We start from the raw sequence: 19,932 nt of genomic DNA, 5'->3' as shown, positions 1-19,932 counted from the left end.
TTTATTTACGACGGCAGAGGACGACAAAAAAATGCGGCGCGGTGCGCAATGCGGATAAAAAAAGGGGTGCAATCGCTGCCCCCCTGGTGTGATGCGGTTAAGGTTAGATCGCGACCGGCGCCTTGATGGCCGGATGCGGATCGTAACCTTCGATCTCGAAGTCTTCGAAACGGTAATCGAACAGCGAAGCCGGCTTGCGTTTGATCACCAGTTTCGGCAACGGACGCGGTTCACGCGTTAGCTGCAGCTGAGTCTGTTCCATGTGGTTGCTGTACAGGTGGGTATCGCCGCCGGTCCAGACGAAATCGCCCACTTCCAGATCGCACTGCTGCGCCATCATATGCACCAGCAGCGCGTAGCTGGCGATGTTGAACGGCAGGCCGAGGAACACGTCGCAGGAACGCTGGTACAGCTGGCAAGAGAGCTTGCCGTCCGCGACGTAGAACTGGAAGAACGCGTGGCACGGCGCCAACGCCATCTGATCCAGCTCGCCGACGTTCCAGGCGGAAACGATGATGCGGCGCGAATCCGGATCCTGCTTCAGCTGTTGGAGCACGTTGCTCAGCTGATCGATCTGACGGCCGTCCGCCGCGCCCCAGGCGCGCCACTGTTTGCCGTACACCGGGCCGAGATCGCCGTTTTCATCGGCCCACTCGTCCCAAATGGTGACCTTGTTGTCACGCAGGTAGGCGATGTTGGTATCGCCGTTCAGGAACCACAACAGCTCATGAATGATCGAACGAAGATGACATTTCTTGGTGGTCACCAACGGGAAACCTTCCTGCAAGTTGAAACGCATCTGATGGCCGAAAATCGACAGCGTGCCAGTGCCGGTACGGTCGGCTTTAGGGGTGCCCTCGGCGAGCACCTTGTTCATCAAATCCAGATACTGTTTCATTTGTCCCTCACGACATTTGTTGCTGCGGGCGACGACGGTACGCCCAAATCATCATAATAATACCGGCCACCACCATCGGGATGGACAGGATCTGCCCCATGCTGATCACGCCGTCGAACAGGCCGAGCTGGGCATCCGGCTGGCGGAACGCTTCAACGATGATGCGGAATGTGCCATAACCGATCAGGAACAGGCCCGAGACGGCGCCCATCGGCCGCGGCTTGCGAATAAACAGGTTCAGAATGATAAACAGCACCACGCCTTCCAGCAGCAGTTCATACAGCTGCGATGGGTGGCGCGGCAGTACGCCGTACTGATTCAATAACGGCAGCAAGGAAGGATCGGCGGCGGCGAGGGCCACGTCTTCGCTGCGCGAACTTGGGAACAGCATCGCCCAAGGGGTATCGGTGGTCACGCGGCCCCACAGTTCACCGTTGATGAAGTTGCCGAGGCGGCCGGCGCCCAGGCCGAATGGGATCAATGGCGCGATAAAATCGGAAACCTGGAAGAAGGTGCGTTTGGTGCGGCGAGCGAACCAGAACATCACCAGAATCACCCCCATCAAGCCGCCGTGGAACGACATGCCGCCATCCCAGACCTTGAACAGATAGAGCGGGTTATCCAGGAACAGCGGCAGGTTATAGAACAGCACATAGCCTACGCGGCCGCCGACGAATACGCCCAGGAAACCGGCGTAGAGCAGGTTTTCAACTTCGTCTTTGGTCCAGCCGCTGCCCGGTTTGTTGGCACGGCGCACAGCCAGCCACATGGCAAAAACGAAGCCGACCAGGTACATCAGGCCGTACCAATGCAGAGAAACCGGGCCAATGGAGAAAATGACCGGATCAAATTTAGGAAACGCCAGATAGCTATTGCTCATCTATCACCACAACATGTCTGTTATTTTTCCCCATGCGGGGGCGGCAGGTGCCAAGCGGCGGCGGAGATTGTCCCGCGTCTTGCAAGCAGCAGCATTGGCCGCTGCGGTGTGCAAGGCGACGAGCCTGCGCCGCACTGAGGTTGCGCATCATAACATAGGCTTAGCGCGGTCCGGTCCGGCAGGCCGGGAAAAGTTCTGTAAAAAAATCACAACGCGCGGCGGCTACCGGCCCCCGCGGATCAATCCGCCCATGCCGCGTCGCTCCATAAACGCCGCCACCAAATGGCGCACTTCGGTGGTCATCTGGGTGTTCAACACCCGCTGCGCCAACATTTCGGCGTCGGCAAGGTCGATATGCCGCAGCAGGTATTTGATGCGCGCCACGCTGCGGCCGTTCATGCTCAGATTGCGATAGCCCATGCCCACCAGCAACAGCGCGCCCATGGGATCGCCGGCCAGCTCACCGCAGAGACTAAGCTGCAACCCGGCAGCGTTCCCCTGCTCGGCGATCAATTTCAGCACCTGCAGCATCGCGGGGTGCAAACTGTCATACAGTGAGGCGACTCGGGTATTGTTGCGATCCACCGCCAACAGGTACTGGGTCAAATCGTTGGTGCCGACCGAGATGAAATCAACGCGCCCGGCCAGATGCGGGATCAGGAAAATCATCGACGGCACTTCCAGCATCACACCGATTTTCGGTTTCGGGATCGCGTAGCCGAGCACCTCTTCCACCTCGCGCCCGGCGCGGTCAATCAGGCGTTTGGCCTCGTCGACCTCTTCCAGGCTGGTGATCATCGGCAGCAGAATGCCCAGATTGCCGGTGCCGGCGTTGGCGCGCAGCATCGCGCGCACCTGAATCAAAAAGATCTCCGGCTGATCCAGGGTGATGCGGATGCCGCGCCAGCCCAGGCAGGGGTTCTCTTCGCTGATCGGCATATAAGGCAGCTGCTTGTCGGCGCCGATATCCAGAGTGCGCAGCGTAACCGGCTTGCTCGGGTAAAGCTGTAGCATGCCCTGGTACTGCGCGACCTGTTCCTCTTCGGAGGGGAAGCCGCTTTGCAACATGAACGGGATTTCGGTGCGGTATAACCCCACGCCATCTACCCGGCCGCCCAACAGCTGTTCATGTTCTGGGCTGAGGCCAGCATTCAGCATCACCTGAATGCGCTCGCCGCTTTTCAACTGCGCCGGCTGCTCGACGTCGTCTTCCGCCAGCTTGCTCAGTTCCAGCTCTTCGCTGATCAGCCGTTGATATTCCTGCACCAGCACCGGTTCAGGATCGACCAGCAGTTCACCGCGATAACCGTCGACGATCAGCAGCCGCTGGCTGAGCAGAGAAGGCTGGATGTCGGCGCCCATCACCGTCGGCACCCCCATCGCCCGCACCAGAATCGCCGCATGCGAGTTGGCGGCACCGTCGCGCACCACCACGCCGACCAGGCGATCCTGCGGCACTTCGGCCAGCAATGTCGCGGTCAGCTCATCCGCCACCAGCACAAAACGCGCCGGCCACTGGGTAGCGCCCTGAGTGGTGTCGTCGAGGTGGAACAGCAGACGCTGGCCCAGCGCGCGCAGATCGCTGCCGCGCTCGCGCATGTAGGTGTCCTGCAGTTTGGCGAACTGCTCGGCAAAGGCCTCTATCACCTGTTTCACCGCCCACTCCGCCACCGAACCGTTGTCGATTTCGGCGAACAGTTCGCGCTTGAGACGGGCGTCGTTTAACAGGTGAGAGTAAAGATCGAAGATCGCCGCGCTCTCCTTTTGCGAGCTGGCGGCAAAACGCTTGCTGAAGCGGCGAAATTCCGCGCCGGCCTCTTCCAGCGCCAGCGTCAGGCGCTCGCGCTCGCTGGCTGTGTCCAGCGTCGAAGCGCGGTAAACCTGATCGAGTGAAGGCTGGCTGCTGTCCTGCCACCCTTCCGCCACCGCCACGCCGGGCGAGGCCGCCAGCGCTCGCACGCGCGTTTGGCGATACTGGCCGAAAATGGCGTTAAGCTGCGATTGTGACAGGATCCCGGCCATCTGCGTGGCCAGGGTGACCATGAAAGACTCTTCGCTTTCGTCGAACTGGCGCAGCTCGCGCTGCTGCACCACCAGCACGCCCAGCAGCTGGCGCCGATGAATGATCGGCACCCCGAGGAAGGATCGGAAACGATCCTCTTTCACCTGCGGAACGTATTTGAAGCTGGGGTGGCTTTGGGCATCGGCCAGGTTGATAGGCTCGGCTCTGCGGCCGACCAACCCGACGACGCCCTCGTCAAACGCCAATGCGATAGTGCGCCCGCGCGGCTTTTTCAGCCCGCGCGTGGCCATCAGGTAGTAGCAGCGGCGATCGTTGTCCGCCAGATAGATGGAACACACTTCGGTGTCCATCGCCAGACAGGTTTCATTGACCAGCAGATCCAGCGCATCCGTCAGACTGGCCGCCGCAGCCACCTTCTCTACAATTTCTCGCAAGCGCGTGAGCATAGTCGGCTTAACTTAACCTCTCTTTCGGCGATAAGCAGGAGCCTGCCGCGGCGCCGCCTGCTCTTGCATCGGCATCACGGTCACGGCGAATTCTTTCATCACCCGGCGGTAGACGTCGCGTTTGAACGACACCACCTGGCGTACCGGATACCAGAAGCTCACCCAGCGCCAACCGTCGAACTCCGGCGTGCTGCTGCGCTGCATATTGATATCAGCGTCATTGCACAGTAGCTGCAACAAAAACCATTTTTGCTTTTGGCCGATACAAACCGGCTTTGTGTCCCAACGCACCAAACGTTTCGGCAATTTATAGCGCAACCAGTTGCGGGTCGAAGCCAGGATGCGCACATCCTTTTTACTCAGCCCCACTTCTTCGAACAGCTCACGGTACATCGCCTGCTCCGCAGTTTCGCCAGGGTTAATCCCACCTTGGGGAAACTGCCAGGAGTGCTGACCGTAACGGCGGGCCCATAAGACCTGCCCCTGACGATTACAGATTACGATACCAACATTCGGGCGGTAGCCATCATCATCGATCACCGGACTACCTCGATAAGCTTAAATTCGCATAGATGTCCTGATTGTTTCACACAAGCTACAGGCGGTAAACCACTGCTTTACGGCGCTGCGGGCCGAATAACATTGGGATAACTCACAGATATAGGCAAAGTTATAAACATACCCTAGCCTTTCAGACCGGTTTTATTCACTTTTTCTGTGGATAGGTGTGTGCAGAACTCGAGGAATAAGCCGGTAAAACTCTTAACCCCCAAAATCCCCCCTCAACACCAAAAACGCATATTTATTTTAAAAACATACGATTATGCATTAACGCATCGTTATATACAGGGCAAAAATGTGATCTGTGCACGGTAAGGATCTTACCCTGGCGAAAGATCCACCAACGTCGTTTTTATCCACAGATTATCCGGGCAAGTTACGCACAAAACGGACAAATTCGTAAAAAACCGCCCGAGTCAAGGCTGTAAATTGAACCAGTGATCGGCAAAAATTTGGGTTATCCCAAAAATCTGTGGATAAATAGGTGTAAGATCCTGTTTATTGTCGGTGGCTTCAGGTGAACAAGCCCCGCCAGTGCATTGTCCACCACGCCAAGAAAGGAAAAAAGTCATGTAAAATCATGCTACTATTATTCTTTTCCCCAAGCGATGGCGGTTATCGCTCACCGTGCATAATTGCAGTACGTTTTTCAACCAAATTAGACAGGCTTGATTTATGGCGTTTTTATCCCCTTTGCCGCCCCCGCCGGAAAATGAACGGCAGCTGTTCGAGCGCGCTCAGGCGCTGGCCGGCGCCAGCTTTGGCGAACTGGCCGCTCGCGCGCAGTTGCCGATCCCCAAGGATCTGAAACGCGATAAAGGTTGGGTAGGCATGCTGCTGGAGCTGTATCTCGGCGCCATGGCCGGCAGCAAACCGGAGCAGGACTTTCCCGAGCTGGGCATCGAGCTGAAAACCATTCCTGTCGACGCCGCCGGCAAACCGCTGGAAACCACTTTTGTCTGCGTCGCTCCGCTCACCGGCAACAGCGGCGTCACCTGGGCCAACAGCCACGTTCGCTACAAGCTGGCGCGCGTGTTGTGGATACCGGTAGAAGGCGAACGCCAGATCCCGCTGGCCGAACGCCGCGTCGGTGCGCCGCTGCTGTGGAGCCCAAGCGCGGCAGAAGACGAAATGCTGCGCCGCGATTGGGAAGAATTGATGGATCTGATCGTGCTCGGCCACGTAGAGCGCATCACCGCACGCCACGGCGAAGTGCTGCAGCTGCGGCCCAAAGCGGCTAACAGCAAGGCGCTCACCGAAGCCATCGGCGAACAAGGGCAACCGATCATGACGCTGCCGCGCGGCTTCTATCTGAAAAAGAGTTTTACCGGCGCGCTGCTGGCAAGACATTTCTCAATCTAAGCGATTTCGTTTAACTCTGGTTTAGCTGCCCCTATCAGCGCCATGATAAACGCGTATAATTCACGCTTTGCATTTATTAAGTATTAATAAGGTGTGTCGAGCAATGTTCGAATGGATTATGGATCCCAATGCCTGGTTAGCGTTAGGCACGCTAACCATTCTTGAGATCGTACTGGGTATTGATAACATCATTTTTCTGTCGCTGGTGGTGGCCAAGCTGCCCAAAGCGCAACAGAACAAAGCTCGCCGGATCGGGCTGGCCGCCGCCATGCTTATGCGCCTGGCGCTGCTGGCTTCCATCGCCTGGGTGATCCGCCTGACCCATCCGCTGTTTACCGTGATGGAGCACAGCGTATCCGCTCGCGATCTGATCCTGCTGCTGGGCGGGCTATTCCTGATCTGGAAAGCCAGCAAAGAGATCCACGAAACCATCGAAGGGTCGGAAGAAGAGCACCACACCAAGGTGCACAGCTTCTTCGGCGCGATCGTGCAGATCATGCTGTTGGATATTATCTTCAGCCTGGATTCGGTGATTACCGCCGTGGGCCTTTCCGACCATCTGTTCATCATGATGGCGGCAGTGGTGATCGCCGTCGGCGTGATGATGTTCGCCGCCCGACCGATCGGCGAATTCGTCAACCGCCATCCGTCGGTGAAAATGCTGGCGCTGGCGTTCCTGATCCTGGTGGGCTTCACGCTGATGCTGGAAAGTTTCCAGGTGCACGTGCCGAAAGGCTACATCTACTTCGCCATGTTCTTCTCGATGTCGGTAGAAGCGCTCAATCTGATGCGCAGCAAAAAAAATCGCGCGCCGGAATAGCGCTATCTATATGAAAGCCGCCATTGGCGGCTTTCATCACTTTGTTGACCTCTCATTTCACTTTTTCTTATCAGATAAAGACTTATCTGAGACGCGCTTCGCCGAGAGTTTGCTAATCTTGAAAGAACATTATTTTCTGCATAATCGAGGATCCGCAGGATGAAAAAGTGGGTAATGGCAGTGTCTGCGCTGGTGATGGTGGCTGGCCTGGCGGGGTGTTCCAGCGACTACGTGATGGCGACCAAAGACGGCAACATGATCCTGACGCAAGGCAAACCGGAGATCGATGAAGATACCGGCCTCATCAGCTATAAAGACGAGAAAGGCAACCAGCGCCAGATCAACGGCGATCAAGTTTCTCAGGTTATCGAACGCTAATCACCGCCCGCCGGCTATCGCCCGTTCAAGCGCGGTAGCCCCCATTCGCGTCCGCACGGAATCCGCTTCCCCCATCTTCACCGCTTGGTTATAGTCAGGAAAGGCGACATCGCCGCCCGACGGACTCTGCGCCGTCTTCTGACATTGGGCTCCTGTTTCACCGGGCCGCGCGGCCCGTAAGCGCTAACAAGAAAGGAAGGCCGTTAATGCAATACCACCGTATTCCCCACAGTTCTTTAGAAGTGAGCGTGCTGGGACTGGGCACCATGACCTTTGGCGAACAGAACAGCGAAGCCGACGCCCATGCGCAACTGGACTATGCATTGGCCGCAGGCGTGAACCTGATAGACACCGCCGAACTGTACCCTGTGCCGCCCCGTCCGGAAACCCAGGGCCTGACCGAAAGCTATATCGGCAGTTGGCTCAAGGCGCGCGGCAATCGCGAAAAAATCGTCCTGGCCAGCAAAGTCTCGGGCCCGGTGCGCGGCACCGACAGCAGCATTCGCCCGCAGCAGGCGCTCGATCGCAAAAACATCCGCGCCGCGCTGGACGCCAGCCTCAAGCGGCTGAATACCGATTATCTCGATCTCTACCAATTGCACTGGCCGCAGCGCGCCACCAACTGTTTTGGCAAACTCAACTATCAATACACCGACGACAAAGCCACGGTCACGCTGCTGGAAACGCTGGAGGCGCTGACCGAGCAGGTGCGCGCCGGCAAGATCCGCTATATCGGGGTTTCCAATGAAACGCCCTGGGGCGTGATGCGCTACCTGCAGCTGGCGGAGAAACACGAGCTGCCGCGCATCGTGTCGATTCAAAACCCGTACAGCCTGCTGAACCGCAGCTTTGAGATTGGCCTGGCCGAGATCAGCCAGCACGAAGGGGTGGAACTGCTGGCCTATTCCAGCCTGGCGTTCGGTACCCTGAGCGGTAAATACCTCAATGGCGCAAAACCGGCCGGTGCGCGCAATACGCTGTTCACCCGCTTCAACCGTTATTCAGGGCAGCAAACCCAGCTGGCGATCGCCGAGTACGTGGCGCTGGCCAAAAAACACGGGCTGGATCCTTCGCAGATGGCGTTGGCCTTCGTGCGTCAACAGCCGTTCGTCGCCAGCACCCTGCTGGGCGCCACCACGGTGGATCAGTTGAAAATCAACATCGACAGCCTCGATGTGGTATTGGATGAAGACGTGCTGCAGGCGCTCGAAGAAATCCATACCCGGTTTACCATTCCGGCGCCTTAATACAGCAAGGGCGCAGCCTGGCTGCGCCCCGTTTCACCGCCGCTGCGACCACCATAGCGCGCTAATCGCCAGCGCAAACACCACGCCAAACCCTACGCCGACGCCCACCACCGGCACGCCCAGCTTCACCACCAGCGAATACAGCGCCAGCATCAGCAACATGGCGGCGTTTTCACCCAGGTTTTGCACCGCGATAGCATTGCCGGCGCCGACCGAATGCTTGCCCCGCTCCTGCAGCAACGCATTGAGCGGCACCACGAAGAAGCCCCCCAGCATGCCGATGATCGCCAACAAGACATAGGCATTGAGCATGGTGGTTTGCAGCGCGAATACCGCGACCGCGACGCCGATCAGGATCCCGGCCGGCATGCAGCGTTTTACCGTCTTCAGCGTGACGAAGCGCGCGGCAGCGCCGGCCCCCACCACGATACCGACGGCCACCATGGCGTTCAGCAGCGTCGGCGTGGCGTTATCGGCGATGCCGAGCGCCACCGGCACCCACAGCACCAGCAGAAAACGCAGCGTCACGCCGGCCCCCCAGAACAGGCTGGTGCCGATCAAGGAGAAACGCGTCTGCCCATCGCGCCATAACGTGACGCAAGCGGTAAAGAAGCTGTTCGTCATGGCCCGCGGGCGCCAGGAAGCCCCCGGGCGCGCCGCCGCGAGGCGCGGAATATACAGGTTGGCGACCACCGCCCCCGCGTAAACCAAGGCGCAGACCGCCAGCGCCGCCACCACATGCCAGTCCGCCAGAATGCCACCGGCCACCGAACCGGTCAGAATGGCGGCGATAGTCGAGGCCTCCATCAGGCCGTTAGCCTTGACCAGCTTCTCGCCGCTGGTGATCTCGCCCAGAATGCCGTATTTGGCCGGCGAATACGCGGCGGCTCCCACCCCGACCAGGCTGTAGCCGAGGAACGGGTTTCCCCCAAAACAGATCACCAACGCCCCCGCCAATTTTAAGGCGTTGGCGAACATCATCACCCGCCCTTTGGCAAAGCTGTCGGCCACCTGGCCGACAAACGGCGCCAGGATGATGTAGGTGGCGACGAAGGCCATCTGCAGGATTGGCTGGCTCCAGTCCGGATACAGCTGCTGCTTGATCAACGCCAGCGTGGCGAACAGCAACGCATTGTCGCCGAACGCCGAGAGGAACTGCGCGCTGATGACGGCGATCATGCCGCGTGACAGCAAAGGGGACTCGGTCGAAGGATTCATCGGGCACTCTCCGGCTGTTCAGCCATATGACGCAGGGTGACGAAATCGGGTTTGCCGCTGCCGAGCACCGGCAGCGTTTTCAACAGGCGAATATCGCGCGGCACCGCCAGCTCCGGGCTGCCCAGCTCACGCGCCACCCGCAGCAATGCTTCACGAGTGATGGCGGGATCGGTGGTGAACAGCACCAGCGCCTCGCCTTTGCTGCTGTCACCTTTGGCCGTGGCGGCATGCATTTTTTCCGGCGACAGCCGTTGCGCCAGCAATTCGACGCTCTCCAGCGACACCATCTCGCCCGCCAGCTTGGCGAAGCGTTTCACGCGGCCGCGAATGGTGCAATAGCCTTGCTCATCCAGGCTGACGATATCGCCGGTGTCGTACCAGCCCGGCTGCAGCACGCCGTTCGCATCTTCCGCCGCCGGCAGTTCCAGCTCGCCGGGGCGCTCAACCCGCAGATAGCCTTTCATGATGTTCGGCCCCTTCAGCTGCAGGCGGCCGCCGTTATCGATGCCCGGCACCGCAATCAGGCGCGCCTCCATCTGCGGCATGATGCGGCCGACGGTGCCCACCTTGGTCGCCAACGGCACGTTAATGGACACCACCGGCGCGCACTCGGTCACGCCATAGCCTTCCAGAATGCGGATGCCGTATTTGTCCTGGTAGATCTGTTTGGTGCTGTCCGCCAGTTTCTCCGCGCCGGCCACCACGTAGCGCAGGCGGGCGAAATCATACGGATGCGCGAAGCGCGCATAGTTGTTGAGGAAGGTCGCCGTGCCGAACAACACCGTGCAGTTGCGGTCATACACCAGCTCCGGCACCACGCGATAGTGCAGCGGGCTGGGGTAGAGGAAAATGCGGCTGCCGGTGATCAGCGGCGTAAGCAGCCCCACCGTCAGGCCGAACGAGTGGAACAGCGGCAGCGACGACATGAAACGGTCGCGCGGCGTGAAGTCGGCGATGGTGCGAATTTGTTCTACGTTAGCCAGCAGGCTGGCATGCGAATGCACCACGCCCTTGGGGTGGCCTTCGGAACCGGAAGTGAACAGGATCAGCGCCGCGTCCTCCGGGCGTTGCGGCAACGCCGCGCGCTGCGGCTGCAGCAAGTGCCGCAAAATCCACAGCTTGTCCGCCAGCGTAACGGTGTCTTTCAGATCTTCCAGATACACCCAGTTGGCCTGCGTCACCTGCTCCGGCAGGTGGGTCAGCTTGCCCTTCTCCAGAAACTGGCGCGAGGTGACGATGGTCTTGATGCCGGCGGCGAGCATCGCGCTGTTCAGGCCGTTGGCGCCGGCGGTGTAGTTGAGCATCGCCGGAATGCGGTTACGCAGCGAAGCGCCGAAGATCGCCGCCGCGGTGATGGTGGCGTTCGGCAACAGCAGCCCGACGTGTTCCCCTTCGGCGGTAAAGCGCTGCAGAATGCGGCTGACGCCCAGCGATTTCTTGATCAGCGTCTGGTAACTGTCTTCTTTGAAAGCGATGTCTTCGATACAGGGCTTGCGGCGCCCGTAGCGGTGCTGCGCCGCCAGCAAGGCATGGAACAGCGTCTGCGGTTCGCGCGTATCCATTCGCGCCCGCATCATGATCTGCATCAGCCGATCGCCCGCCAGCGCCCGGCGTTCACGCGCGCGCGGCGCTTCCGGCATCGGCAGCGTGGTCGGCGGCAAGATGCGGATGCTGATTCGCGGGAACCAGCGGATCTTGAATACCCCGGCCATGCGGCCGAACGGGCTGAACTCGGGGCCGTCGATCCGCACCGGCACCACGGTGGCGCCCGATTTGGCAGCGATAAACGCCGCGCCGTCGTAGATTTTCATCAGCGCGCCGGTCACGGTGATGCGCCCTTCAGGGAACACCACGATCGGCCGCCCCTGCTCGACCATGCGCACCAGTTGCTTGATGGCCATCGGCTTGGTGGGATCGAGCGAGACGAAATCAATGTAGGGCCGCAGCCAGCGCATAAACCAGCTCTCGCCGATGCTGGCGTAAACCGCAAACACCGGTTTAATCGGCAGGAACAGCGCCAGCAACACGCCGTCGAGGAAAGAGACGTGGTTCGGCGTAATCAGCAGTTTTTGCCGCTCGAAGTGCTGAACGTCCCCTTCGACCCGAACCCGAAACAGCAGGCGAAACAGCGCGCGCAGCAGTGAAAAGATCATGCCCTTCTCCCTTGGCCATGGAGGCGTAAATCGTTGTAGGGAAAAGAATACTATATGGCAGGCAAAAAAAAACCTACGCATCCGCGTAGGTTGGTGCAATTGAAAATGGCTTCAACATACAGAGTATGCTGATTTCTCACCAATCAATACCTCTGGGATCACCTACTCTAGAGAGATGGCGTGCAGGAAACTACCGGCGAATCGCAAGAGTTCTGCTCCAAATGCAACCAGCTGTAAATTTCCCGCGATCTGCTGTAATAACTCAATGAAACTTAAACCTTCCCGCAGCGGCGAAAAAATAAATACAGCCGCGACGGCGAGCCGGTTATCCCGACGTGAAACCTTCACTCATCGCGCGCTGACCTCCACCAAGCAACTCATGGCGTTCGGCCCCTGCGTCAGCGGCGAGGTGCCGATATCCAGCGTCAGCACGTTCGGGTTGCCCGCCTGCTCGACCGGCCGGCGCTGCGCGTCGTAACCCGGCTCGAACCAGGCGCCGGTCGCCATCAGCACCACGCCGCGCGTCACGCCGTCGGTGAGGGAGGCCCCCGCCAAACAGCTGCCGCGCGCATTGCTGACCAGCACTTCGGCACCGTCCGCCACGCCGCGCTGCGCCGCGTCCTCCGGATGCATATACAGGGTTTCGCGCCCGGCGGTCTTATTGCCCTGCGCCAGCGGCGCCGGATCCATCTGGCTGTGCAGACGATCGCTCGGTTGAATGGAGATCAGATGCAGCGGCCAGGTTTTGGCCTGCGACGCCCCCAGCCACTCGACCGGCGGCCGCCACTGCGGATGCGGAGCGAAATCCTCGTAGCGATAACCGGCGATCCGCTCGCTGAACAGTTCGATCTTGCCGCTGGGCGTCTGAAGCGGGTTAGCCTGCGGATCGGCGCGGAACGCGTCAAAAAATACGAACTCCTTGGCCGGCGCGGGCAGTTCGACATAGCCCCGGCGCCAAAAATCCTCAAACTCGGGCCAGGCGACGCCGGCGCGCCGCTGTGCTGCGCCGCATTGCCGATAGATATCTTCGATCCAGGCCCGCTCGCCGCGGTTTTCGGTAAAGCGCTCGCGATAGCCCAGGCGCTCCGCCAGATCGGCGAAGATATCGAAATCGTTGCGCGCCTGATGCTGCGGCGCAATCGCCTGATGCATCGCCAGCACGTAGCGATCGCGCGAGGAGCCGCCGATGTCGTTGCGCTCCAGCGAACTGGTGACCGGCAACACGATATCCGCCATTTTGGCCGCCGCCGTCCACCAGATATCTTGTACGATCACCGTATCCGGCTTCTGCCAGCCTTCCACCAGCCGGTTCAGCTGCTGATGGTGATGGAACGGGTTGCCGCCGGCCCAGTGCACCAGGTGGATATCCGGGTACTGCCGCGTCTCGCCGCAAAATTGATAGGTTTCGCCGGGGTGCAGCAGCATGTCGCAGATGCGCGCCACCGGGATCGCCAGCCCGGCCGGGTTTTCCCCTACCGGCATGGTCGGCGCGGGGGTGTCCACGCGCGGGTTGCCGACGCCGTTCATCGAGCCGTGGCCGAACGAGAAGCCGCCGCCCGGCAGGCCCACCTGGCCCAACATCGACGACAGCGCGATCATCATCCAATAGGGTTGCTCGCCGCGGTGCGCGCGCTGTACGGAGTAGGAACAGGTGATAAAACTGCGCACGCCGATCAGCTGCCGCGCCAGCAGGGCGATGCGCGCCGCCGGAATGCCGGTAATGGCGCTGGCCCAGGCCGGCGTTTTCGCCACGCCGTCGCTCACGCCGTTCAGGTAATCCGCCAACTGTTGATAGCCCACGCAGTGGCTGCGCAGGAAGGCTTCGTCCTGCGCGCCCAGCCGCTGAATTTCGTAAGCCAGCGCCAGCATCAGCGCCACGTCGGTATTCGGCCGGATCGGGATCCACTCCGCGTTGACGAACCCGGGGCAGTCGTCGCGCATCGGGCTGATGTTGACAACCGGCGTGCCCTTGTGCGCCAGCTTTTGCAGCCAGGGTTTGAGCGCATGCTCCGCCGCACCGCCGGAAGAGACCTGGGCATTTTTCAGCGCCAGCCCGCCAAACGCCACAAACAGCTCGCAATGCTCCACCACGCTTGGCCAACTGGTGACGCGCCCGGTCAACGGCGAGAAAGTGCCGATCACATACGGCAGGAAAAACTGCGCCGCGCCCCAGCTGTAGTTGCCCTGCTGATCGACCCCGCCGCCGCCGCTGAAATAGAACCGTCGCACCAGCGAGCGCGCATGATGCAAGCGCCCGGCCGACGACCAGCCATAAGAGCCGGTAAACAGCCCGGAGGCGCCGTAGCGATCGCGCACCCGGCGATTCTCCTGCGCCACCAAATCGAGAGCCAGTTCCCAGTCCACTTCGACGAAATCTTCCCTGCCGCGCAGCGTGCGGTCGCTGCCCTCGCGCTTTTGCAGCCACGAGCGGCGCACCGCCGGCTTGCGGATACGTTTGTCAGAGTAAACCATCGGTACGATGGAATCGAGCAACGGCGAAGGGTCGGGATCGTCGGCGAAGGGTTCACAGCGGATAAGCCGGCCGTCTTCAACCACGGCGGTATAGGCGCCCCAATGGGCGAGCTGCGGATAGCGTTTAATGGACATGGCGTTCTCGGCGCAAATCGGAATGCACAGACGTTACCTCAGCCCGTCGCCAGTGCCAACGTACAAATTGCGCTATCGTTCGGCGGCCGACGGTTATGCGCGCAGCCGCGAAAAGATTCTGCAACGGCCGCCACAAGTTGCGCACAACACCGCTTGCAGCCCCGGTTTTTTTCCGCAAAACTGGGGGATGTAAGCGATTACCCAGGATGTGTTGACTGATATGGCTACGATAAAGGATGTTGCCAGGCTGGCGGGTGTTTCCGTGGCCACGGTATCCCGCGTGATAAACAATTCCCCCAAGGCCAGCGAAGGGTCGCGCACCGCAGTGCTGGCCGCCATGGAACAGCTGCAGTATCACCCCAATGCCAACGCACGGGCGCTGGCGCAGCAGTCCACCGAAACGCTGGGCCTGATCGTCTCCGACGTTTCCGACCCCTTCTTCGGGGCGATGGTCAAAGCGGTCGAGCAGGTGGCCTACGCCACCCACAATTTTCTGCTGATTGGCAACGGTTACCACGACGCCGAAAAAGAGCGTCAGGCGATTGAACAGCTGGTGCGACATCGCTGCGAGGCGCTGGTGGTGCACGCCAAAAGTCTGAGCGATCGGGAACTTGGCGGCTGGATGCAGCAGATCCCGGGCATGGTGCTGATCAACCGCACGCTGCCGGGTTTTGAAACGCGCTGCGTGGCGCTCGACGATCGCTACGGCGCCTGGCTGGCGACCCGTCATCTGATCCAGCAAGGGCATCAGCGCATCGCCATCATCTGCTCCACCCACCAGATTTCCGACGCCACCGATCGCCTGCAAGGCTATCTCGACGCGCTGCAGGAGCACGGCATTGCGGTGGATGAAAAGCTGATCGCCTACGGCGAACCGGACGAGATCGGCGGCGAACAGGCGATGACCGAATTGCTCGGCCGCGGCCGCTCTTTCTCCGCCGTTACCTGCTACAACGATCCGATGGCCGCCGGCGCGCTTTCGGTGCTGAGCGACAACAGCGTCGACGTACCTGGGCAAATTTCGCTGATCGGTTTCGACGACGTACTGATTTCGCGCTACCTGCGGCCGCGCCTGACCACCGTTCGCTACCCGATCGTGGCGATGGCGACCCAGGCGGCGGAACTGGCCCTGGCCTTGGCCAATCGTCAACCGCTGCCGGAAATCACCAACATGTTCAGCCCGACGCTGGTGCGCCGCCACTCGGTCGCCACCCTCAACAACGCGCACGAACAGCCGTAATTCGCGCCGCCGCATGGGTGAGCCATCACCCATGCGCTCAGATTGCGCAGCCTGCCGCATTTCCCGCTTTTGGATTTTTTCCGCTCCCAGCGTTCGTGCATATTGTTGGCACAATAACCTTTACACTATATAGCATAAACGCTATGTTCGGAGCGCATCATGTGGCAAGTGGTGACCGTCGAACGGTTCGACGACTGGTTTTTAGCGCTGAACAACGCCCAGCAAACAAGCATCCTGGCGGCGATCTTCAAATTGCAGACGTTCGGCCCGCAGTTGACGCGGCCGCATGCCGATACGCTGTATTTTTCCGACGCGGTCCGGCAGTTGAAGGAGCTGCGCGTTCAACATCGCGGGCGCCCTTTCAGGGTGTTTTTCGCCTTTGACCTACAGCGGCAAGCGGTATTGCTGTGCGGTGGCGATAAAACCGGCGACAAACGCTTTTACCAGCGCATGTTGCCCATCGCCGCCATGGAGTTTTCACATTATCTGGCAACCCGGAGGTAGTGCAGATGGCCAAACCTTTATCCCAACTGATCGATAAACTCGATCCCGCCGTCGTTGCCGCCGCCAGGCAAAAAGCGGATCAGGAAATTTTCGAGCTGCGGCTGGCGATGCTGAGGGAAGAGCTGGCGGTCTCTCAGGTTGAATTGGCGAAGCGGCTCGGCATCAGCCAACCCTCCGTCGCCAATTTGGAAAAGCGCGGCAGCGAAATAAAGCTGTCGTCGCTCAAACGCTATATCGAGGCCATGGGCGGCACGCTGTCGCTGGATGTGCAATTGCCCAATGGCCAACACCGCCGCATGACGCTGTGAAGCGAGCGCAAGGCGCCCGCCCGCTTATCAGATAAGCTCCAGCGCGATCAGCTCTTCGATGGTCTGGCGGCGGCGGATCAGCCGCGGTTCGCCGTTTTCGAACAGCACTTCGGGCAACAGCGGGCGGCTGTTGTAGTTGGAGGACATCGATGCGCCGTAGGCGCCGGTGTCGTGGAACACCAGATAATCGCCGATCTGCACCGGCGGCAGTTCGCGGGTTTCCACGCCGCCGCCCGCCTGCTGGGTGAACACGTCGCCGGATTCGCACAGCGGCCCGGCAATTACCGTCTCGCGCAGCGCTTGCCGCGAGGTGTCGCGCCCATCGGCCGGCAACAGCGAAATATGGTGATAGCTGCCGTACATTGCCGGGCGCATCAGATCGTTAAAACCGGCGTCCACCAGCACGAAGTGGCGGCTGCCCATGTCTTTTACCGCCCGCACCTCGGCCACCAAGACGCCCGCTTCCGCCATCAGGAAACGCCCCGGTTCGATCTCCAGCTGCACCGGATGCCCCAGATGCGCGGCGATGCGTTCACGCGCCCGGTTCCACAACCCGAAATAGTGTTCGGTATCGATCGCCTCTTCGCCGTACTGGTACGGGATAGACAGGCCACCGCCGGCGGAAATGGCGCTGATATCATGACCGAGATCGATCACCTGCTGCACCATCGCATCGCAGACGCGCTCCAGATGCTGGTAATCGACGCCGGAACCGATGTGCATATGCACGCCGATCAGTCTCAGGCCGTAGCGGCGAATTTTCTCCACCGCCTGCGGCAGGTCGGCATACCAGATACCGTGCTTGCTGTTCTCGCCGCCGGTGTTGGTTTTCTGGCTGTGGCCGTGGCCAAAACCCGGGTTAATGCGCAGCCACACCGGGTGCCCTGCGGAAACCTGGCCGAGCTGATCCAGCATGTCGATGGAACCGGCGTTGACCGGGATCTTCAATTCGCTGACGCGCGCCAGCGTGGCGTGATCCAACACGTCCGCGGTAAACACGATTTCGCTCGGTTCGCCGCCCGGCTGAAAACCGGCTTGCAGCGCCCGCTCGATCTCGCCCAGCGACACCGAATCCACCTTCACGCCCTGCTCGCGCATCAAGCGCAAAATATGAATGTTCGAACAGGCCTTCTGTGCGAAACGGATAGTGTCGAAGTGGCGCAGCTGAGCAATGCGCTGGCTGATGATGTCCGCATCATAGGCCCAAACCGGGCAGCCGAAACGCTGCGGCAAGGCCAACAGGTTAGCGGCGTTCAACGCAGTGGAGGTGTCGTGCAACGGGCGTGGCATGGCGATATTCCCAATTCAAAAATGACGGCAGATAACGCCATAGTGCCGCACGCTGAATCGGGTGGAAAATATCTATTTAGCCGTAGTCTATTCATTTATGATATGGCTTTCCCCACAGTCGAGCGCCCTCGCCATGCACAGCATCTCTTTGCGGCAGATCGAAATCTTTCGGGCGGTGATGACCACCGGCAACCTGACCGAGGCGGCGGCCCTGCTGCAGACCTCGCAACCGACCGTCAGCCGTGAGCTGGCGCGTTTTGAAAAGCTGATTCGGCTGCAGCTGTTCGATCGGGTGCGCGGTCGCTTGTCCCCCACGATGCAGGGCCTACGGTTGTTCGAAGAGGTGCAGCGCTCCTATTACGGCCTCGATCGCATCGTCAACGCCGCCGCCGGCATCCGCCAGTTTCAGCAGGCGCAGCTGTCGATCGTGTGCCTGCCGGTTTTTTCCCAATCGCTGCTGCCGGCGGTATGCCGGCCCTTTATCGAACGTTACCCGGAAGTCAGCTTCAGCGTTATCCCGCAAGAGTCGCCGCTGCTGGAAGAGTGGCTGTCGGCCCAGCGCCACGATCTCGGGCTGACGGAAACCACCCTGACGCCGGCGGGCACCGAGCGGGTGACGCTGATGACGTTGAACGAAGTGTGCGTGCTGCCGACGGGCCACCCACTGCTGCTGAAAGATCGGCTGACGCCGCAGGACTTCGCCGGGCAGAACTTTATCAGCCTGTCGAGCACCGACAGCTATCGCCACCTGTTGGATACGCTGTTCGGCGAGCAGGGCGTCGAGCGCCGCATGGTGATGGAAACGCACAGCGCGGCATCGGTATGCGCCATGGTGAGGGCCGGCGTGGGGGTGTCGATCGTCAACCCGCTGACGGTGCTCGACTATGCCGGCAACGGCGTGCACGTGCGGCCGTTCAGCATCGACGTGCCGTTCACCGTCAGCCTGATTCGGCCGCTACACCGCCCCTCGTCGGCGCTGGTGACGGCCTTTATCGACCACCTTCATCAGCAGGCCGCCACCTTTGTCGCCCGGCTGGCCGCCGCCGTCAGGCGCTGAAAGCGGCGGGGGAATATTGCCGCAGCATCAGCGCAGCGTCGCCTGCCACTGCGGATCGGTGGCGAACCACTCCACCAAAAAGTCCAGCATGGTGCGCAAGGTGGCGGGCATCTGGCGGCGCGAGGTGTAGATGCCGTAGATGCCCATCGACTGCGGCCGGTAATCCGGCAACAGTTCGACCAGTTCGCCGCTGGCCAGCAGCGGCGCCGCCGAATAATAGGGCTGCATGGAAATGCCCGCGCCCTGCACCGTGCCGGCCATCAGCACCACCGACTCGTTGGCGCTCAGGTTGCCGCTGACCGCTACCGCCGATTTCACGCCCTGAGCATCGAAGTGCCACAGGCTTTTGCCGAAATAGGAGTAGGTCAGGCAGTTGTGCAACGCCAGATCCTGCGGTTGACGCGGGGTGCCGTGCGCCGCCAGATATGCCGGCGCGGCGCACACCACCGATGCGCAGGTGGACAGCGGGCGGGCGATCAGGTTGGGATCCAGCTCGTTGGTGATGCGCAGCGCCAGATCGATGCGCTCTTCCACCAGGTTCACCGCCCGGTTGTTCATCTGCAGATCGACCGCCACCTGCGGGTGACGCTTCAGATACTGAGCGACCGCCCCCACCAGCGCCGTTTGCCCGAGCGATTGCGAACAGGTGATGCGCAGCAGGCCGCGCAACTCGTCGCTCTGCCCTTCCTCCACCAGGTCGATCTCCCCCGCCAGCGCCAGCATTTGCCGGCAGCGTTCCAGAGTGCGCTCCCCGGCGTCGGTCAGACTAAGCTTACGGGTAGTGCGGTGCAGTAAACGCGCCCCGGCCCATTGCTCCATCTGCGCCAGGTAGCGCGTCACCATCGCGCGCGACATCTCCAGCGTTTCCGCGGCGGCGATCATGCTGCCGCGATCGACGATGGTGACAAAAACCTCAGCGGCGGTAATGCGATCCATAATT

17 protein-coding genes are annotated in these 19,932 nt (G+C 60.6%); 8 read left to right on the top strand and 9 right to left on the bottom strand.

From position 1 onward, the window contains the following. Positions 1-103: 103 nt before the first annotated feature. From thyA to rppH, 4 genes are all read right to left on the bottom strand, one after another. Entirely contained in the window at positions 104-898 is a 795-nt protein-coding gene (gene thyA / locus ABTW55_RS02700) for a thymidylate synthase (protein ID WP_016929918.1), read from the bottom strand. A gap of 7 nt (positions 899-905) precedes the next feature. After that, complete coding sequence (gene lgt, locus ABTW55_RS02695; RefSeq protein WP_060422186.1) at positions 906-1,778, bottom strand: prolipoprotein diacylglyceryl transferase; 873 nt, start codon at positions 1,776-1,778, stop codon at positions 906-908. Between the two features lie 222 nt (positions 1,779-2,000). Then, on the bottom strand, positions 2,001-4,247 hold the full coding sequence (gene ptsP / locus ABTW55_RS02690) for a phosphoenolpyruvate--protein phosphotransferase (protein ID WP_041036509.1): 2,247 nt from the start codon (positions 4,245-4,247) through the stop codon (positions 2,001-2,003). Positions 4,248-4,259: 12 nt separating this feature from the next. Continuing rightward, positions 4,260-4,787: an RNA pyrophosphohydrolase gene (gene rppH / locus ABTW55_RS02685; protein WP_004931849.1), complete on the bottom strand. Its 528-nt coding sequence runs from the start codon at positions 4,785-4,787 to the stop codon at positions 4,260-4,262. Between the two features lie 696 nt (positions 4,788-5,483). Here rppH and mutH point away from each other — a divergent pair. The 4 genes from mutH (at position 5,484) to ABTW55_RS02665 (ending at position 8,615) form a co-directional block, all read left to right on the top strand. Next, on the top strand, positions 5,484-6,170 hold the full coding sequence (gene mutH, locus ABTW55_RS02680) for a DNA mismatch repair endonuclease MutH (protein ID WP_060422183.1): 687 nt from the start codon (positions 5,484-5,486) through the stop codon (positions 6,168-6,170). A gap of 103 nt (positions 6,171-6,273) precedes the next feature. After that, positions 6,274-6,990 carry a TerC family protein gene (locus ABTW55_RS02675; protein WP_033635765.1) on the top strand — a complete coding sequence of 239 codons (717 nt, stop codon included), beginning with the start codon at positions 6,274-6,276 and terminating at the stop codon, positions 6,988-6,990. Between the two features lie 159 nt (positions 6,991-7,149). Continuing rightward, a complete protein-coding gene (locus ABTW55_RS02670; protein WP_033635766.1) occupies positions 7,150-7,368 on the top strand; it encodes a YgdI/YgdR family lipoprotein in 219 nt (72 codons plus the stop codon). Between the two features lie 206 nt (positions 7,369-7,574). Beyond that, on the top strand, positions 7,575-8,615 hold the full coding sequence (locus ABTW55_RS02665) for an NADP(H)-dependent aldo-keto reductase (protein WP_033635767.1): 1,041 nt from the start codon (positions 7,575-7,577) through the stop codon (positions 8,613-8,615). 33 nt (positions 8,616-8,648) lie between these two features. On the opposite strand, the gene lplT is transcribed toward ABTW55_RS02665, so the two are convergent. The 3 genes from lplT to ABTW55_RS02650 form a co-directional block, all read right to left on the bottom strand. Next, positions 8,649-9,833, bottom strand: a complete 1,185-nt coding sequence (gene lplT / locus ABTW55_RS02660; protein ID WP_033635770.1) for a lysophospholipid transporter LplT — start codon at positions 9,831-9,833, stop codon at positions 8,649-8,651. Then, positions 9,830-11,986, bottom strand: coding sequence for a bifunctional acyl-ACP--phospholipid O-acyltransferase/long-chain-fatty-acid--ACP ligase (gene aas, locus ABTW55_RS02655; RefSeq protein WP_060422180.1), 2,157 nt, complete (start codon positions 11,984-11,986; stop codon positions 9,830-9,832). Before aas ends, lplT begins: the two co-directional genes overlap by 4 nt. Before the next feature lie 348 nt (positions 11,987-12,334). Continuing rightward, the gene (locus ABTW55_RS02650; RefSeq protein ID WP_060422177.1) at positions 12,335-14,593 is read right to left on the bottom strand and encodes a molybdopterin guanine dinucleotide-containing S/N-oxide reductase; all 2,259 of its coding nucleotides are present in this window, start codon (positions 14,591-14,593) and stop codon (positions 12,335-12,337) included. A gap of 220 nt (positions 14,594-14,813) precedes the next feature. Between ABTW55_RS02650 and galR the strand changes: the two genes are divergently transcribed. The 3 genes from galR (at position 14,814) to ABTW55_RS02635 (ending at position 16,645) form a co-directional block, all read left to right on the top strand. After that, a complete protein-coding gene (galR, locus tag ABTW55_RS02645) occupies positions 14,814-15,833 on the top strand; it encodes an HTH-type transcriptional regulator GalR (protein ID WP_033649496.1) in 1,020 nt (339 codons plus the stop codon). A gap of 159 nt (positions 15,834-15,992) precedes the next feature. Then, positions 15,993-16,337, top strand: a complete 345-nt coding sequence (locus tag ABTW55_RS02640; protein ID WP_060422174.1) for a type II toxin-antitoxin system RelE/ParE family toxin — start codon at positions 15,993-15,995, stop codon at positions 16,335-16,337. Between the two features lie 5 nt (positions 16,338-16,342). Continuing rightward, on the top strand, positions 16,343-16,645 hold the full coding sequence (locus tag ABTW55_RS02635) for a helix-turn-helix domain-containing protein (protein ID WP_004931828.1): 303 nt from the start codon (positions 16,343-16,345) through the stop codon (positions 16,643-16,645). 27 nt (positions 16,646-16,672) lie between these two features. Here the strand turns inward: ABTW55_RS02635 and lysA are convergent, their stop codons facing one another. Further along, the gene (gene lysA, locus ABTW55_RS02630) at positions 16,673-17,935 is read right to left on the bottom strand and encodes a diaminopimelate decarboxylase (protein WP_049212615.1); all 1,263 of its coding nucleotides are present in this window, start codon (positions 17,933-17,935) and stop codon (positions 16,673-16,675) included. 133 nt (positions 17,936-18,068) lie between these two features. Between lysA and ABTW55_RS02625 the strand changes: the two genes are divergently transcribed. Then, a complete protein-coding gene (locus tag ABTW55_RS02625; RefSeq protein WP_060422171.1) occupies positions 18,069-18,992 on the top strand; it encodes a LysR family transcriptional regulator in 924 nt (307 codons plus the stop codon). 27 nt (positions 18,993-19,019) lie between these two features. Here ABTW55_RS02625 and ABTW55_RS02620 read toward each other — a convergent pair whose 3' ends face one another. Beyond that, a complete protein-coding gene (locus ABTW55_RS02620; protein WP_015378928.1) occupies positions 19,020-19,928 on the bottom strand; it encodes a LysR family transcriptional regulator in 909 nt (302 codons plus the stop codon). Positions 19,929-19,932: the final 4 nt, after the last annotated feature.

It is taken from the genome of Serratia sp. SM04, assembly GCF_040280225.1.
Lineage (GTDB): Bacteria > Pseudomonadota > Gammaproteobacteria > Enterobacterales > Enterobacteriaceae > Serratia > Serratia sarumanii.
Note: the sequence above shows the minus strand (reverse complement) of the source record. Positions and strands in the feature narration are given on the sequence as shown.

What these genes read in the sequence shown, in the direction of transcription:
- ABTW55_RS02675 (WP_033635765.1), top strand. Translation starts at nt 6,274, where the DNA reads ATGTTCGAATGGATTATGGATCCCAATGCCTGGTTAGCGTTAGGCACG.
- ABTW55_RS02670 (WP_033635766.1), top strand. Translation starts at nt 7,150, where the DNA reads ATGAAAAAGTGGGTAATGGCAGTGTCTGCGCTGGTGATGGTGGCTGGC.
- lplT (WP_033635770.1), bottom strand. Translation starts at nt 9,833, where the DNA reads ATGAATCCTTCGACCGAGTCCCCTTTGCTGTCACGCGGCATGATCGCC.
- lgt (WP_060422186.1), bottom strand. Translation starts at nt 1,778, where the DNA reads ATGAGCAATAGCTATCTGGCGTTTCCTAAATTTGATCCGGTCATTTTC.
- lysA (WP_049212615.1), bottom strand. Translation starts at nt 17,935, where the DNA reads ATGCCACGCCCGTTGCACGACACCTCCACTGCGTTGAACGCCGCTAAC.
- ABTW55_RS02635 (WP_004931828.1), top strand. Translation starts at nt 16,343, where the DNA reads ATGGCCAAACCTTTATCCCAACTGATCGATAAACTCGATCCCGCCGTC.
- ABTW55_RS02640 (WP_060422174.1), top strand. Translation starts at nt 15,993, where the DNA reads ATGTGGCAAGTGGTGACCGTCGAACGGTTCGACGACTGGTTTTTAGCG.
- ABTW55_RS02650 (WP_060422177.1), bottom strand. Translation starts at nt 14,593, where the DNA reads ATGTCCATTAAACGCTATCCGCAGCTCGCCCATTGGGGCGCCTATACC.
- ABTW55_RS02620 (WP_015378928.1), bottom strand. Translation starts at nt 19,928, where the DNA reads ATGGATCGCATTACCGCCGCTGAGGTTTTTGTCACCATCGTCGATCGC.
- ABTW55_RS02625 (WP_060422171.1), top strand. Translation starts at nt 18,069, where the DNA reads ATGCACAGCATCTCTTTGCGGCAGATCGAAATCTTTCGGGCGGTGATG.
- mutH (WP_060422183.1), top strand. Translation starts at nt 5,484, where the DNA reads ATGGCGTTTTTATCCCCTTTGCCGCCCCCGCCGGAAAATGAACGGCAG.
- thyA (WP_016929918.1), bottom strand. Translation starts at nt 898, where the DNA reads ATGAAACAGTATCTGGATTTGATGAACAAGGTGCTCGCCGAGGGCACC.
- aas (WP_060422180.1), bottom strand. Translation starts at nt 11,986, where the DNA reads ATGATCTTTTCACTGCTGCGCGCGCTGTTTCGCCTGCTGTTTCGGGTT.
- ptsP (WP_041036509.1), bottom strand. Translation starts at nt 4,247, where the DNA reads ATGCTCACGCGCTTGCGAGAAATTGTAGAGAAGGTGGCTGCGGCGGCC.
- ABTW55_RS02665 (WP_033635767.1), top strand. Translation starts at nt 7,575, where the DNA reads ATGCAATACCACCGTATTCCCCACAGTTCTTTAGAAGTGAGCGTGCTG.
- galR (WP_033649496.1), top strand. Translation starts at nt 14,814, where the DNA reads ATGGCTACGATAAAGGATGTTGCCAGGCTGGCGGGTGTTTCCGTGGCC.